The sequence below is a fragment of the uncultured Algoriphagus sp. genome, assembly GCF_963974835.1.
Taxonomy (GTDB): Bacteria; Bacteroidota; Bacteroidia; order Cytophagales; family Cyclobacteriaceae; genus Algoriphagus.
Genome location: NZ_CAXBET010000025.1, coordinates 14,726 through 29,305, shown reverse-complemented (window position 1 = coordinate 29,305; position 14,580 = coordinate 14,726). Strand labels below are relative to the sequence as shown.

Here is a 14,580-nt window from a genome sequence, read left to right as displayed (position 1 = left end):
GTGATTCCTCCGGCAAGACCATTCATATCATCTGCGAAGTAACTGATAATGGCTCGCCGAAATTAACCAGTTATAGGAGAATCGTTGTTCAGGTGAAGTGACCAGCTGGGGAGAAAATTTTACAGATCAAATCGCCGAAAATTCTATATTTCATAATAGTGCATATCAACTAGAGATATTAGCTAAGTCAATAACCTGAAATAATAAAAAAGGATAGTTAGAATATTGTATGTGCCATTAAATATGTAAATCGACAATGAGTAAGTAGATTTTAGCCTTTTTTTTATGTTCTAGCAGTAAAATAAAATACAGTCATTCTATAGGATAATATTCGGTTGCTCTATGTTCCGCCCTTGATCCTCCCTTATTTCTCCCTTGCTCTTCCCTTGATCCTCCCAGTGTATAAGGGTGATTCATGGGAGCTGGTAGGGAGCTAGTAGGGCGATCCATAGGCTTTGATAGTACGATTGCTGCTAAGTAAACACCATGTTTCGACGATGCTACTACGATGCTCCTACGATGCTTGTCCGATGTACCATCGTAGATGGATCGGAAATGCATAGTTGAAAGTACGGTCAAATACTGTAGTAGAAGTAACAAGTATGTGTAATAACTGCCTTATGGATTTTGTTAAGGTATGGCTCATCTTCTAAACAACCATTAGTAATAAGAATATGAGTGCAGAGAGGTTAATTTTTAGGGTTAAAGCTTAACTAACTATCCCTTGGTTTATTTCTGATAACCGAGATATTTTTTAGGTAAACCCAATGACTTTTATCCAATGGAACTACCAGTAATAACTTTTGAGGAAATCATCAAATTAAACGACGACCAGGATCGGGCATATGCTGTGCTGACCTATCATCTTGCTAAAGACAATATCAAAAAGGAAGTGATGGATAATGGTCTGGTGATCTATCACAATCCCACCCGGGTGCAACCCCATAATCTGGTGCATGAAAACCTATTCCTAGCTACAGCTAATGCCAAGGTGGTGATGCGTCCTAGACGGTATCGAATAAGTAGGGGAGAGGGTTAATGGGTGAAATAGTAGAATCATTTGCTCCCGACTACTTGACGGGATTTTTATGATAATTAGTGTGGTACATGGCTTTGAGAAATCATTCAAACAAAATTTTAGTGCTCTGGATGAAATCGTTTTATTAATCCTGGTGGGGGGTGATAACCAATAGGATAAGAGGACCTTTTCTAAGTAATCTTTCAGAAAGGTAATTCAACAGCTTAATCTGAACCGATTCTTATTATTATTTTAGTCTACAATGGATAAGGCTATCCAATTCAATAATTATTTATTTTATTATAATATTTAATTATTGTTTTACGATAATTTATAATATACTTGTACGATCAAAATCATATAATATGACAATCACTACTAGACAAACTGACAAAGGATTGAAAGCCTTCAAAGCCATGTTCATCATTGGAGTTATTTTCGCTACCACCAAGTTGATTGACTATCTGCAATGGACTTTTCAATTAGCAAAAAACTGGACACTTCCCCAGGACCCATTTTTCTCTAAAGTAAATCTTTTGAATAGTGATGTTGAGATTTCCATAACGGCTTACCTTGTATTTGCGATTGCCTACATCGTTGTTTTTGGATTTATAATCTTAGGGCTATACCAACTTAACAGTGCAACTAAGCTTTTTAAAGAAAATATTGTGTTTCAACAAGAGGTTAGTTTGGCTTTTAGAAAGTCAGGAAAATCATTTCTTGTCTTCGCGTATGGAACGCTTATAATTGACATTGCTTTTTTGATGTGGGCTTTTACTTCCAATCGAGTAATTGATCTGTTATCGACTGAATTGTTGGTCTTTCTCATCTTAGGCTATTTTATGTTCTTTTTGGCTGATATATTCAGACAGGGAATAACACTTCAGGAGGAAAACGAATTGACTATTTAAAAATGGCTATAGTTATTAATTTAGATGTAATGCTTGCCAAAAGGAAAATGCAATCGAAAGAATTGGTCGAAATTCTGGGGATTACGCCAGCAAATCTTTCCATTTTAAAAACTGGCAAAGCAAAGGCGATTAGATTTGCGACCCTTGAAGCTATTTGTGAAGCGTTGGACTGTCAGCCAGGGGATATCTTGGAATATAAAAGCGATATATAAACTGATGCCGAAACATACGTTAAAATTCTGCACTCTGTAAGATTTTAAATCCCTAACACAAATGATGAAATTAGACTGCCACATTTGTCATAATTACCGAGAAGCGGGTGCACTAATAGTAGTTAATTCCGCTTTTCTTTAATCCAACCCACCGACTTTTATCCAATGGAACAACCAGTGATAACTTTTGAGGAAATCATCAAATTAAACGGCCATGAATGGGATCGGGCATATGCAGTGCTGAACTATCATCCTGATAAAGGCAATATCAAAAAGGCAGTAATGGACTATAGTCTGGTGATCTATCACAATCTTTCCCAAGTCAACAGACATAATCTAATCCATGACAAAATATTTTTAGATACAGCTAATGCCAAGGTGTTAATGGGTAGTAGGCGGACTCGAATAAACAGGTTTGAAGGGAACAGCTGAGGTTAAGTAAACCAAATGTAATCTGATAAGGATTGAAGGGGGAGTAAGGCGACAGAAATCTGTACCCATGTACTTTTAATTTCAAATGAAAATATTCAAAGCCCATTAGATGGGATCGACGATATTCTTAATTTAGTCAAAGCAGCACCAGGAACCCTGTGGACAATTGCGATATAGACGCAATAGGTGAGTGAAATGTTGTAACTTCTAGTGTTGTGCTTCATTAAATGAAAAAGAATAGTAAAATAGCTTTTGGTTGCTTTGGAGGCATAATAATATTCCTTTTTATAGCTTATTGGGAGCTTGGTTGATAGCTCCAGGCTCGTATGCCAGAGCGGAGACTTATGTTTTCGACATACCTGAGGACTCATTACTGACTTTAATTTATGAGGTCAAAAGAGAAAATCCTGAATTAGACTTAACCAAAAAAGTAAACATTGCAAATGGACAGTCCTTTGATCTAAAAGATGGAAGAAGAGACGAGAATGACTATTGGCATTCTGTGTATTTCTATTATCCTGACAAAAACGAAATCCTCCACACGTGGGCAAGACCCAAAACTAAAAACTCAACAACGTTTGCTTTTGTCGGCATAAACAGTGGTTTGAGTTTAGGGAATTGGAGAACTATAAATGAGAGTTTTTGGTGGTGGAAAAACACGCCTGATAAAAAGGAATTCGAAGAAAGGATTTTGAAGAAAATAAAAGAAAAAACGAAAGCACAACAATCGCTATAAAACATGCCCTTTGGGACACGTTTCATAGCGGGACCGGTATAAAGCATTTTAAAAGACACTGATTAACAATGGGAACTTGGGGAACAGCAATAAAAAGTAACGACACTTCGAGCGACATTTACGCTGACTTTTTTGATCTTTACAACGAAGGAGAAAAGCTAGATGTAATTGCGGAAAAGCTTATTCGTGACAACAATGAACTTATTGAAAATCCTGATGACTCAAATATTTTTGGTTTACTCTTGCATTGGCACTTTGGGAAACAAAAGCATTAGACAAAGAGACCTTCAACCGAGTTAAAGAAATTATTCAGACTGAAAAGGACTTAAAAGTTTGGAGAGAACTTGATGCAGATGAAACGGAGATTAAAAAATGAAAAGACGTTTTAGAAAAGTTTCTTTTAAAAATCAGTTCAGAGAAGGACAAGCCAAGAGCAAAGAAAAAGAAAAGAACGAAAGAGCCGAATTTTGAAAAGGGAACTTACTTAACTTTTAAACTTCCAAACGGAAATTATGGTGGTACTGTAGTATTAGAATCTGACAAACAAACAGGATTTGGTTATAATCTAGTAGTAACAACAAGAATAAAATGACTAGTCCTGAATAGGCGTTACAGTTTTACAATTATAAAATAATTAGATAGCATCGGGTTGCTCCTCGGTGCTATTTTTAGTTTTATATGTTCTTATTTTGATCTTTTCCTGTTTGTGCATGGTGTTCGGGGTATGCAACCAACAGCCCCAGTGTGGTCTTTCATGGTTATAAATATGAATAGATTGTCGGATTAGTTTTCGCATCAATGTCAGATCCTCGATCGATATTCCCCGAATAAATTCCTGTTTTAGGATGCCGTTCACTCTTTCTGCTACGGCATTTTGGGAAGGATCGTATTGTTCGGTCATGCTGGACGTTATGTGATTTTTGCGAAGAGCAAGCTGATAGTCATCGCAACAATACTGCAAGCCTCTATCTGAATGGTGGATCAATTGGCTTTGGGGATATCGGCGGTTTTTGACAGCCTGTTCAAAGCATCAATAGTACCGGATGCATGGAGGCTTTTTGAGACATTGAATCCCATGATTTTCTTCGAATAAGCGTCTGTAATCAAGGATAAATACATGGGGTTTTGCCGATTCCCTATATAGGTTATATCAGACACCCAGACTTGCTCCGGCCGGTCAATTGTTAGTTCATCAATCAGGTTTTTATGTTTTCTAAATCGGTGATGGGAGTCTGTAGTGATGTGATACTGCCTTTTAGGGACAATTTGCATGTGATTGGCTTTCAGTATCTGGAACAATCTGTCCCTGCCAACCCCAAGGGCTCTAAATTCATCCTCCAGCAGATGGTATAATTTACGTGTGCCAACCCGGGGCATTCTCATGCGTACTTTTTCGACGAGTGACACCACCTGGGTGGAGATTTGCTGTTTGCGGTTCCTTGAACTGATTCTCCGGTAATAGACCTGTCTGTCAATCCCCAGCAGTCTGCAGGCGAAGGTTACCCCTTCTTTTTGCTGAGTCTTGAATCGGTCAACTGTTGAGGTAAGGACTTTTTTCTGATCGGGATTTTCAGCTCTTCTTCGGCAATATCAATCATCATGTCAAAAATAATGACCTTCTTATCGCTAAACTCAAGCTTCTTTTCCAAAGAGGCTTTCTGCTTCTCCAAAAGCTTGACTTTCGCTTCCAGTTCCAACAGCCTTTGGTCCGGTGATTTTTCCAAAGTCAGATGTGATTTATTTTCCCAATCTAAACTACCATACTTTCTTAACCAAGTAGTGACCGTGGCATTCCCTTGAATCCCATATTAAAACTGGGCCGCTTTTATTCCTATACTCCCGGATTCAACTTCCTTCACAACCTGCATCTTAAAAGAATAGCTGTAGTCCCGCTGGGTTCTTTTAACATATTGAGAATCATTCTTCTTTTTCATAACATTACTTTTTGTGTAACGCTATTTCAGGACGGGACATAGATAAATATAAAAAAGGCCCCACAGAGGAGGCCTTCTTATATTTAGTTAAATATCAATAGGCGTTTTCGTGACCGACAACAATGGATTTTGCTGTCATCCAAATAATTCTGAGATCTAGTGCTGGATTCCAGGTCTTCACATAATGCATATCCAGCTTATATCTAAAGTAGATGGAGTTTGAAGCATGAGTCTCGCCTCTATATCCTCTGGATTGAGCAAGCCCAGTGATTCCTGGCTTCATCAAATGTCTCTTCTTATATCCTGAGATTTCCAATTCATGGGCGTCATTCTGGATAACCAAATGTGGTCTAGGACCTACAATTGACATGTTGCCATATATTACGTTAAGAATCTGAGGCAATTCGTCCAAACTTGTTTTTCTAAGGACTTTTCCTACTTTGGTAACTCTAGGATCATTTTTTACAGCCATTTTTAAATTGGCCTCCTTATTTACTACCATAGAACGAAACTTGTAACAATTGAATCTGGAGTTGTAAATTCCTTCTCTTTCCTGCTTGAAGAAAACCGGTCCCGGCGAGTCCAACTTGATAAAGATGGCAATAATCGGGAATAGCCACCATCCGATCACCAGCATAAACCCAATGGCACATACTAGATCAATCATCCGTTTGATTGTAAGGTTTATCCAATTCATCTGAGGGGAGATAATTGCTTCGTTTCCGTTGTGAAGCCTAACTTGGGAATTGACATATAGGTCAAAGTTCCCAATTCTGTTTCGTAAATAATTAGTCATAAGTTAGTTGCTTAAGTTGCTTTTCTAAAAAAAAACCTGTTTGACTATTTTGGGATAATCAAATGTCGGTATTTTTTAAAGATTTCGCAAACAAAATCAATAAATTTTTACATATTCATAAAATACACTTTCCGTGTAATAACCTACTATTTATAAGGTTTAAAGCCATTATACTTAATAATTCAAATCCATTTGATTTTAAATAGAATGGGAATAGGCAGTAGTTTCGCTATTTTTAACTGATTCAAGAAATGGAAATCAATGATTTTTTTATAAAATCATCTGCATGCTAAATGGTTAGTTTTCAGAGAGATATTAGATAAACTTGTATTTTATTTAAAATTATTTTAATAATAGGGCATAAAGCTTGCCATTTTTTGAATAATTTCTTTTATAGTTGTAGCGTAATTCTTTAATGCTTCGTTTAAGTATTTGAATTCTATACCAACTCTACCAACTCTTATGGCTTTTCTTCTTTCATTTTTGTCCTCTTTTGTAGTAGGAATTCTATTTTTCCCTGTGCTTATCAGTGTTTTACAGCGCTATCAAATCTCAGATGCTCCAGGGGGTAGGAAAATCCACCTGAGCAAGATCCCTTCTATGGGTGGAATTGGTTTTGTGGTAGCTGTAGGCATAGCTATGGCAATATGGGGATGGGAATACCCAAAAGTGGAAACTCCTTATCTTCTAGGTGCGATTTCAATTATGTTTTTCGTAGGATTAAGGGATGACATGGTGGAATTAAGCGCAAGCAAGAAGATACTTGGGCAGCTCATTGCAGTAGTTTTGGTGGTAGTTATAGCTGATATACGCATCAAAGGTTTCCATGGATTTTTGGGAATCGGAGAATTCAATCTTTTTACCAGTTATGTATTCTCTTCCTTTACCCTATTAGCACTTACCAATGCTTTTAATCTAATAGATGGACTGGATGGATTGGCCGGCACAATTGCATCTATAGTCTTTTCTCTTTTAGGAATATGGTTCTATTACCAAGGCTATTTCAGCTATTCTCTCTTAAGCTTCATCTTTTTAGGAGGCGTGATAGCATTCTTGGTTTTCAATTGGCACCCTGCGAAGATTTTTATGGGGGATACAGGTTCTTTGACATTGGGTTTTACTATGGGAACCTTGGTTATTGCCTTTATGGAATATAATGTGGAATTACCTTTTGGCAATTTTTGGAAATTCGAATCCGCCTTCTCAGCAGGAGTAGCTTTGATGATGTTTCCCTTATACGATATGGCAAGAGTTTTTATCCGAAGGATTTCCCAAGGTAGAGGCCCAATGACTCCGGATAAATCCCATGTGCATCATTTTCTAATGAGAATGGGATTGAAGCACGATCAAGTCGCAATTCTTTTAGGGGCCATACAGTTAACTATTATTGTACTGGTGATATTCCTCAGGGATTATTCTGATAACATAGTTCTTCCAATTATTGTGGGTATTTCTATGGCATTAGGGTATAGGCTTGATAAGATCACTGTACATTATTTGAAGATGAGAGTGGCCCAGCAGCCAAAGATTCTAGAAATCAGAAAATTAAATAACGAAAGAAAGTCAAAAATTAAATTAATAAAAAGTGATTTTGAAGACTCAAATATTAATCTGAATTAAACCTTATGTCTTTGTAATCATATCTTTAGTAATTATTTCCAACCTTATTTACTAAGACCTTGCATTTATAATTGAGTTCAACGATTGTAATTCACCTAAATACATAGAGGCAGGCGGAAAATCAGATAATTTGAATCTATAAATCAGTATTTTTTCTGGGTTGTAACTTAATATAAAAGCCTTTTAAGATTATTATTTTTTGTAATCAATATCTATCCGGTCAGAAGATCTGAAACAAATTATTCTTACATGGCGAGGACGATTTAAGTATCCTGAGGGCTACGATTAACCATAAACCAGACTACTTATATCCCATGATTAATAAAAAATGGATATTTATTTTTTAAATTTTCTGACCTTAAACTCACAATCTCGATTGATACTACTGAGGTATGTTGATTTATTTTATTAGTTTATTTTTCAGGCGTAAAGAAAATAAATCCAAGCAGAAATAGGATTTTCGCTGTGACGAAAACTTTAATTATATCTTTCTCAGCTATAATTTTATGTTAACTAAAATGTTTTTTAATAAGCAATTATTGGATTATATTAAATAATATCGGCAGAATATTATTTTCAATTGACTTTGCTTATTAGCCAACATATAAAGGGTTAAGCTAGGGTAGTCTCTTTTTAAAGTTTTAACTATTAACTATTTGAAGTTAAATAGGCAGCTTATCTCTTACGGATTTAGATGGAAATAATCATTGTCTCAACATGGAATTAAGCATTTGAGCCTTTTTTTGAAAAAATGCGGGTTGTTGCGTTTTAAAAATTGTGTAGTATATTTTGGGGATACTAGTTAAAAGTCTGTATGGCTCTACCTATCACCCTTATCCCCCTTTCAGTACCTGTATTTAATGGAAAAGAAAATTTATATACGCATCAGGCAATAAGTTCTGGACAAATTGCCACCTCAGGTGAATTCATAGAAAAGTTTGAGAATAAGCTTTCATCCAGGCTTAAGACTCATGAATCCGTGATACTGAATTCAGGAACATCTGCATTGCATTTGGCTTTGATCCTGTTGGGCATAGGCCCAGGTGATGAAGTCATTTGCCAGTCATTTACGTTCTGTGCTTCCGCTAACCCAGTTGTTTATCTTGGAGCGAGTCCTGTATTTGTGGACAGTGAGACCACTACCTGGAATATATGTCCGGATATTCTTGAGGATACTATTCTTAGCCGAATTTCAAAAGGCAAAAAACCAAAGGCAATAATTATTGTCCACTTGTTTGGTATGCCTGCGAAGCTAAAAGAGATTCTTGAAATTTCTGCCAAGTATGAAATTCCTGTTATTGAAGATGCTGCAGAGGCAGTAGGAAGTCAATATGAGGGATTAGATTGTGGCACATTTGGGAAACTAGGTTTTTATTCTTTCAATGGAAATAAAATCATGTCCACCGGAGGGGGAGGTGCCTTGATATCGAATGAAGCCAGTACTATTCAAAAGGCAAAACTTTTGTCTCAGCAGGCAAGGGAAAATATGCCGTACTACCATCATCTGGAAATAGGCTATAACTATAGGATGAACAACTTATCCGCAGCAATTGGGCTTGCTCAGCTGGAACAGCTGGATTCTAATGTGCAAAGTAGAAGACTTGTGAATAAAAGATATAAAACTTTATTGAAAGATTTTCCGGGAATTGAATTTCAGAATGAATCTCCAGACTCTTTTTCAAACTTTTGGCTAACTGCTATTTTGATTAATAAAGATAAAACAGGTTTTTCAAACGTACAGCTGAAAACAGCTTTGATAAATAAAGGAGTAGAAAGCAGGTTTTTATGGAAGCCTTTACATACGCAGCCAGTTTTCAGTTCAAGTCCATATTATGGAGGTACTATTTCAGAAAATTATTTCGAAGCTGGATTATGCTTGCCTAGCTCGGCAGATTTAAAGATGGAGGATCAGGAATTGATTGTAGAGATAATGTTCAATGAACTACATAAAACAGCTGAATAGTGAGTTACCGTAGTTGGATCAAAAGAAGTATTGATTTAATCCTTGCCATGCTAATGTTCATGATATTATCACCTGTATTTATAATCCTATTGGTTGGCTTGGCAATTCACCACAGTGGATCACCATTTTTTCTGCAGTCAAGACCAGGCCTGGGAGGAATTCCTTTTCAGATTTTGAAATTTAAAACTATGTCTGATAAAGTTGATGAATCAGGTGTTGTTTTACCTGATTCGGAACGAATAACGTGGATAGGTAAATTCATCAGGAGATCATCCCTGGATGAAATTCCACAATTAATTAATGTGTTGAAAGGTGATATGAGTCTGGTAGGACCAAGACCTCTGCTTGAAGATTACCTCTTACTCTACTCCAGTGAGGAGGCTAGAAGGCATGAGGTGAAACCAGGAGTGACAGGATGGGCACAGATAAATGGCAGAAATGCAATTTCCTGGGAAAACAAATTTAAGTTGGATGTATGGTATGTGGATAATATTAATTTCCTCTTGGATGTAAAAATTCTATTTCAAACGTTGGCAAACGTATTACTTGGAAAAGGCATTACGCAGCAGGGACATGTGTCCGCGGGTAAATTTGAAGGGACACCAAAAAAAGTAATGAAGGGAGGAGGTTAATATTTTAATAAGTGTGTCTGACTTCTTCTTTTAAGGGTTGGTGAGGGTATTGAATTTTAAATGATAGGAGTGAAATTTAGAATTATTGATATTGGACCTGACAGATATTAATATAAAGTTTGAATTGTTTAATATATTGGTAATTCAACAGGTATTTTTAACTTTATAAGTAACTAGTTAATTGAATATGTTAGTATTATGAATTTACTGACCCGGTTAAAAATACTTCCTAGATGGATAATTGCCACTGTAGATTCTTTTACTCTATTTATTTGTGCATTATTTGGGTATTTAGTCCGATTTAATTTTGAACTGGCCTTAATAGAGCAATATGATGCATTGGCAGGAAGCTTCACTTTTATGATGGGAGGATTGGTAGTAATGCAAGCTACCAATAACTATAAAAGCATTGTAAGGCACACTGGATTCAGAGATTGTGCTAATATTTTTAAGACTGTTCTGATCACCTTCATTCTTTTTTTAGTTCTAAATTTCTTCTATGGAAATTTATTGAATTATAATTTCTTACTTCCTTCTTCAGTCCTAGTTATAGCTAGTCTATCAACATTATTTATGCTGATTTTTTACAGACTGTTAGTTAAAGAAATTTTTGTTTATCTAAAGAATGGTAAGCTTGATAAGGAATTTAAAAACGGTATAATTTTCGGAGCCGGTGAAGCCGGTATTATTGCGCAGGATGCAATCAAACAGGATAGCATAACACATTTTAATACTGTTGCTTTCCTGGATGATGATCCTAAAAAAGAGGGGAAGAATATAGATGGAAAGCGGATTTATAAAGGATTACATAATCTTGAAAGGCTGGTGGAGCAATTTGGGATCACGGAATTAATTATAGCAGTTACCAATCTGCCAGTGCATCGAAAGAAGGAAGTAATCGATGAGTGTCTTCGGCTGAAAATCTCAGTTTCTATCGTGCCTCCAGTACATCAATGGATAAACGATGGGCTGACTGCAGGGGCAATCAGGGAAGTTAAAATTGAGGATTTGCTTAGCCGGGAACAAATTATTTTAGATAATCCAAAGATAAAGGATGACTTGGAAGGAAAGACCATACTGGTCACTGGCGCAGCCGGCTCTATAGGTTCTGAGCTATGCAGGCAAATCTGTCATTATAATCCCAAACTTCTAATTCTCTTTGATATAGCAGAATCGGCTTTATATGACATTGAGCAGGAGTTTAGGGAGAACCATGCTAACTGCCCTATTAAAGTGGTCTTAGGTGATGTTAGGAATAAGAAGAAAGTAAAGGAAGTATTTAGAGATTTCAGGCCTCAGGTAGTGTTTCATGCAGCCGCATACAAGCATGTGCCAATGATGGAGAATTATCCTGAGGAGGCAATACAGGCTAATGTGTTAGGCACCAAAGTACTTGCTGATATATCAGTTTTGGCTAAGGTTGATAAATTTGTGTTCGTCTCTACAGATAAGGCTGTAAATCCTACCAATGTAATGGGGGCAAGCAAAAGAGCTGCTGAGATGTACGTGCAAGCGTTAAATGAATACCTGGTTAAGAACCATAAAAAATACCATACCAAATTTATTACCACACGTTTTGGAAATGTGCTCGGGTCTAGCGGTTCAGTAATACCTCTTTTCAAAAAGCAGATCATTAATGGAGGACCAATAACTGTAACGCATCCTGAAATCACCAGATATTTCATGACCATACCAGAAGCCTGTCAATTGGTTTTGGAAGCTGGAATAATGGGAGAAGGAGGAGAGATATATATATTCGATATGGGAGAACCCATTAAAATATTGGATCTGGCCAACAAAATGATTCAACTTTCCGGAAAAAAATTAGGTGAAGATATTGAAGTAATTTTTACAGGATTGAGAGAAGGGGAGAAGCTTTACGAAGAACTTCTGAATGATTTCGAAACAGTTAAAATTACCCATCATCCCAAAATTAAAATTGCTCAAGTTTTACCCGCTTCATTTAATAAAATTGATGGCCAAATCGAACTATTCATTGAATTGATTGCTAAAAATTCAGAAAATGAATTGGTATCACACCTCAAAGTAATTGTTCCTGAGTTTATCTCAAATTCTTCCAGATTTGAAATTCTTGACCGCCTGAATTAGTTTTTCCAAACTTCAGTTACACCCAATATACTTACTATTTGCCCGCTAGATACACACTAGATACCCCGTATATACCCTCATGATAAAGGCATGATACTTGGGATTTGACTTGTATTGTGAATAAGCTTGGCGGAATTTTTCTATTTGTCGATTGGTGAGAATAGATTTCATGATTAGAATCCAAGGTGCACGGAGCAGGCAATGAACCACGAACTAATTTGCCTTACTTCCTCCTACGATTTCACTGCGACTGCAACTGATTACGGTGCCTTGGCTACTGTCTTCCTATTTCAGAAACCCCTATCTTTGCACGCACATTTAAGGATAAATACCTTACCAAATGAAGAAAGATTTTACATTACAATTAAGTCCGGAAGAGGCTTACGATCCCATCATTTTTCAGGAAGTAGTCCGAAAAAAGGCTGGACTTCCGGCAAGCGCTACCGATGCTATAGCACGCCAAGTAAAGCGCTCTATAGATGCACGGGGTAGAAATGTTAAAGTGAATATTCAGGCTGAACTTTTTATCAAGGAAACTCCACCCTCCCTTCTTGACCATCAGCCCGAATACAAAAATGTAAGTAATGAAGATCCTATAATTATTGTAGGAGCAGGACCTGCGGGGCTTTTTGCAGCGCTTCGTGCTATTGAGTTAGGGGTAAAGCCTATTCTAATAGAAAGAGGTAAGGATGTGAGATCCCGTAGAAGGGACCTCGCGGCAATTAACAAAGAGCAGATTGTTAATCCAGATTCGAATTACTGTTTTGGTGAAGGGGGCGCTGGTACCTATTCAGACGGGAAATTATATACCAGATCCAAAAAGCGTGGGGATATCAGAAGGATTATGGAAATCCTCGTTGCACATGGTGCGACGGAAGAAATACTGGTAGATGCTCATCCTCATATCGGAACAAATAAGCTTCCAAAATTAGTAGAAGATTTGCGCGAATCAATTCGCCAGTTTGGAGGCGAGGTATTATTTGATACACGGATAGAGGATTTTATTCTAGAAGGAAATGAGATTAAAGGCGTAGTTACTCAGAATGGTAATAAGATTACAGGAAAAGGAGTAATACTTGCTACTGGGCATTCTGCGCGGGATATTTTTCATCTACTCCATAATAAAGAGATTACCATCGAAGCAAAGCCTTTCGCCCTGGGAGTCAGAGTGGAGCATAGCCAAAAGCTAATTGACAGCATTCAATATCATTGTGGCTTGGACCGTGGACCCTACTTGCCAGCTTCTGCATATTCTCTGGTTCACCAGACAGAATTCAATAAAAAGCAAAGAGGAGTTTTTAGCTTTTGTATGTGTCCTGGTGGGTTTATCGTACCTGCGGCTACTTCTCCGGGAGAATTGGTAGTTAATGGAATGAGTCCAAGTCGTCGGGATAGCAAATTTGCCAATTCCGGGATAGTGGTTTCTGTAGAATTGGAAGACTTGCCTGAATATCAAAAGTTTGGCCCTTTGGCAGCTATGGAGTTTCAGGCAGATGTTGAGAAAAAGGCCTGGGAGGCAGGAGGTAAGACTCAAGTGGCACCAGCTCAACGTATGGTTGACTTTGTTGAAAGAAAAGTAAGTTCAAGCTTACTGCATACCTCTTATCAACCTGGGTTGAATTCTGTTGAAATGAGAAATGTTCTTCCAGACTTTATTTCTGAGCGTTTAGCAATGGCTTTTAAAGCTTTTGGGCAAAAAATGAAAGGGTATTATACAAACGAATCCCAATTAATAGGATTGGAAAGTAGAACCTCTTCTCCCGTTAGAATTCCCCGTGATCGGGAATCATTTGAGCATGTACAGATCAAGCGACTTTATCCATGCGGAGAAGGCGCTGGATATGCTGGTGGAATTGTTTCCGCTGCCATGGACGGGGAAAGATGCGCAGAGAGATTGATAGCAGCGTATGTGAAGTGAAGATTTACGGTGTAGGGGCGAATCAATATTCACCCAATCAATATTCGTCCAAATGCAAATACAACAATCACAAAGACCGGCCTTAGTAATCAAAAATCCTAATAGTTGCATATTGCTGTTCGTGCGACATGAACAGTGGCGTAATAATCGAAAAACCTGATCGATAACTCAATATGGTCTGTGAGGAAATAGACCAATGTGAGGGAGCATTTGGCCTGAAAGGCCTTAATATCCCAGCGATGGGTACAGCCCATTGCTAAGGAAGATACTAATTCTCTGGCCCTGAAAGGGACAGATCT

18 protein-coding genes are annotated in these 14,580 nt (G+C 37.4%); 12 read left to right on the top strand and 6 right to left on the bottom strand.

The window, feature by feature from the left end:
* Positions 1-20: 20 nt before the first annotated feature.
* On the top strand, positions 21-101 hold the full coding sequence (locus AACZ73_RS22595; protein ID WP_339881288.1) for a hypothetical protein: 81 nt from the start codon (positions 21-23) through the stop codon (positions 99-101).
* A 211-nt stretch (positions 102-312) separates the two neighbouring features.
* Here the strand turns inward: AACZ73_RS22595 and AACZ73_RS22590 are convergent, their stop codons facing one another.
* A complete protein-coding gene (locus AACZ73_RS22590; RefSeq protein ID WP_339881285.1) occupies positions 313-561 on the bottom strand; it encodes a hypothetical protein in 249 nt (82 codons plus the stop codon).
* A gap of 220 nt (positions 562-781) precedes the next feature.
* Here AACZ73_RS22590 and AACZ73_RS22585 point away from each other — a divergent pair, with 220 nt between their 5' ends.
* From AACZ73_RS22585 to AACZ73_RS22560, 6 genes are all read left to right on the top strand, one after another.
* A complete protein-coding gene (locus AACZ73_RS22585; protein WP_339881284.1) occupies positions 782-1,039 on the top strand; it encodes a hypothetical protein in 258 nt (85 codons plus the stop codon).
* Positions 1,040-1,383: 344 nt separating this feature from the next.
* A complete protein-coding gene (locus AACZ73_RS22580; protein ID WP_339881282.1) occupies positions 1,384-1,929 on the top strand; it encodes a DUF2975 domain-containing protein in 546 nt (181 codons plus the stop codon).
* 2 nt (positions 1,930-1,931) lie between these two features.
* Positions 1,932-2,141 (top strand): helix-turn-helix transcriptional regulator, encoded by a 210-nt coding sequence (locus tag AACZ73_RS22575; protein WP_339881280.1) that lies wholly within the window; start codon positions 1,932-1,934, stop codon positions 2,139-2,141.
* Between the two features lie 165 nt (positions 2,142-2,306).
* Entirely contained in the window at positions 2,307-2,573 is a 267-nt protein-coding gene (locus AACZ73_RS22570) for a hypothetical protein (protein WP_339881279.1), read from the top strand.
* Between the two features lie 256 nt (positions 2,574-2,829).
* Positions 2,830-3,309, top strand: a complete 480-nt coding sequence (locus AACZ73_RS22565; protein WP_339881277.1) for a hypothetical protein — start codon at positions 2,830-2,832, stop codon at positions 3,307-3,309.
* Between the two features lie 68 nt (positions 3,310-3,377).
* The gene (locus AACZ73_RS22560) at positions 3,378-3,584 is read left to right on the top strand and encodes a hypothetical protein (RefSeq protein WP_339881275.1); all 207 of its coding nucleotides are present in this window, start codon (positions 3,378-3,380) and stop codon (positions 3,582-3,584) included.
* 359 nt (positions 3,585-3,943) lie between these two features.
* On the opposite strand, the gene AACZ73_RS22555 is transcribed toward AACZ73_RS22560, so the two are convergent.
* The 5 genes from AACZ73_RS22555 to AACZ73_RS22535 all read right to left on the bottom strand — a co-directional run bounded on the left by AACZ73_RS22555 (position 3,944) and on the right by AACZ73_RS22535 (position 6,039).
* A complete protein-coding gene (locus tag AACZ73_RS22555; protein ID WP_339881286.1) occupies positions 3,944-4,270 on the bottom strand; it encodes an integrase core domain-containing protein in 327 nt (108 codons plus the stop codon).
* 20 nt (positions 4,271-4,290) lie between these two features.
* The gene (locus tag AACZ73_RS22550) at positions 4,291-4,719 is read right to left on the bottom strand and encodes a DDE-type integrase/transposase/recombinase (protein ID WP_339881273.1); all 429 of its coding nucleotides are present in this window, start codon (positions 4,717-4,719) and stop codon (positions 4,291-4,293) included.
* An 89-nt stretch (positions 4,720-4,808) separates the two neighbouring features.
* Positions 4,809-5,033: a hypothetical protein gene (locus AACZ73_RS22545; protein ID WP_339881271.1), complete on the bottom strand. Its 225-nt coding sequence runs from the start codon at positions 5,031-5,033 to the stop codon at positions 4,809-4,811.
* 84 nt (positions 5,034-5,117) lie between these two features.
* Positions 5,118-5,243: a hypothetical protein gene (locus AACZ73_RS22540; RefSeq protein ID WP_339881266.1), complete on the bottom strand. Its 126-nt coding sequence runs from the start codon at positions 5,241-5,243 to the stop codon at positions 5,118-5,120.
* Between the two features lie 94 nt (positions 5,244-5,337).
* Entirely contained in the window at positions 5,338-6,039 is a 702-nt protein-coding gene (locus AACZ73_RS22535; protein ID WP_339881264.1) for a sugar transferase, read from the bottom strand.
* A gap of 462 nt (positions 6,040-6,501) precedes the next feature.
* On the opposite strand from AACZ73_RS22535, the gene AACZ73_RS22530 reads away from it, so the two are divergent.
* The 5 genes from AACZ73_RS22530 (at position 6,502) to AACZ73_RS22510 (ending at position 14,281) form a co-directional block, all read left to right on the top strand.
* Entirely contained in the window at positions 6,502-7,659 is a 1,158-nt protein-coding gene (locus AACZ73_RS22530; protein ID WP_339881262.1) for an MraY family glycosyltransferase, read from the top strand.
* Positions 7,660-8,473: 814 nt separating this feature from the next.
* Entirely contained in the window at positions 8,474-9,622 is a 1,149-nt protein-coding gene (locus tag AACZ73_RS22525) for an aminotransferase class I/II-fold pyridoxal phosphate-dependent enzyme (protein ID WP_339881260.1), read from the top strand.
* Positions 9,622-10,254 (top strand): sugar transferase, encoded by a 633-nt coding sequence (locus tag AACZ73_RS22520; RefSeq protein ID WP_339881258.1) that lies wholly within the window; start codon positions 9,622-9,624, stop codon positions 10,252-10,254. The genes AACZ73_RS22525 and AACZ73_RS22520 overlap by 1 nt, the downstream gene beginning before the upstream one ends.
* 198 nt (positions 10,255-10,452) lie before the next feature.
* Entirely contained in the window at positions 10,453-12,363 is a 1,911-nt protein-coding gene (locus AACZ73_RS22515) for a nucleoside-diphosphate sugar epimerase/dehydratase (RefSeq protein WP_339881256.1), read from the top strand.
* Between the two features lie 340 nt (positions 12,364-12,703).
* Complete coding sequence (locus AACZ73_RS22510) at positions 12,704-14,281, top strand: FAD-dependent protein (RefSeq protein ID WP_339881254.1); 1,578 nt, start codon at positions 12,704-12,706, stop codon at positions 14,279-14,281.
* Positions 14,282-14,580 lie beyond the last annotated feature (299 nt).

What these genes read in the sequence shown, in the direction of transcription:
- AACZ73_RS22590 (WP_339881285.1), bottom strand. Translation starts at nt 561, where the DNA reads ATGCATTTCCGATCCATCTACGATGGTACATCGGACAAGCATCGTAGG.
- AACZ73_RS22585 (WP_339881284.1), top strand. Translation starts at nt 782, where the DNA reads ATGGAACTACCAGTAATAACTTTTGAGGAAATCATCAAATTAAACGAC.
- AACZ73_RS22580 (WP_339881282.1), top strand. Translation starts at nt 1,384, where the DNA reads ATGACAATCACTACTAGACAAACTGACAAAGGATTGAAAGCCTTCAAA.
- AACZ73_RS22575 (WP_339881280.1), top strand. Translation starts at nt 1,932, where the DNA reads ATGGCTATAGTTATTAATTTAGATGTAATGCTTGCCAAAAGGAAAATG.
- AACZ73_RS22570 (WP_339881279.1), top strand. Translation starts at nt 2,307, where the DNA reads ATGGAACAACCAGTGATAACTTTTGAGGAAATCATCAAATTAAACGGC.
- AACZ73_RS22560 (WP_339881275.1), top strand. Translation starts at nt 3,378, where the DNA reads ATGGGAACTTGGGGAACAGCAATAAAAAGTAACGACACTTCGAGCGAC.
- AACZ73_RS22540 (WP_339881266.1), bottom strand. Translation starts at nt 5,243, where the DNA reads ATGAAAAAGAAGAATGATTCTCAATATGTTAAAAGAACCCAGCGGGAC.
- AACZ73_RS22535 (WP_339881264.1), bottom strand. Translation starts at nt 6,039, where the DNA reads ATGACTAATTATTTACGAAACAGAATTGGGAACTTTGACCTATATGTC.
- AACZ73_RS22530 (WP_339881262.1), top strand. Translation starts at nt 6,502, where the DNA reads ATGGCTTTTCTTCTTTCATTTTTGTCCTCTTTTGTAGTAGGAATTCTA.
- AACZ73_RS22525 (WP_339881260.1), top strand. Translation starts at nt 8,474, where the DNA reads ATGGCTCTACCTATCACCCTTATCCCCCTTTCAGTACCTGTATTTAAT.
- AACZ73_RS22515 (WP_339881256.1), top strand. Translation starts at nt 10,453, where the DNA reads ATGAATTTACTGACCCGGTTAAAAATACTTCCTAGATGGATAATTGCC.
- AACZ73_RS22510 (WP_339881254.1), top strand. Translation starts at nt 12,704, where the DNA reads ATGAAGAAAGATTTTACATTACAATTAAGTCCGGAAGAGGCTTACGAT.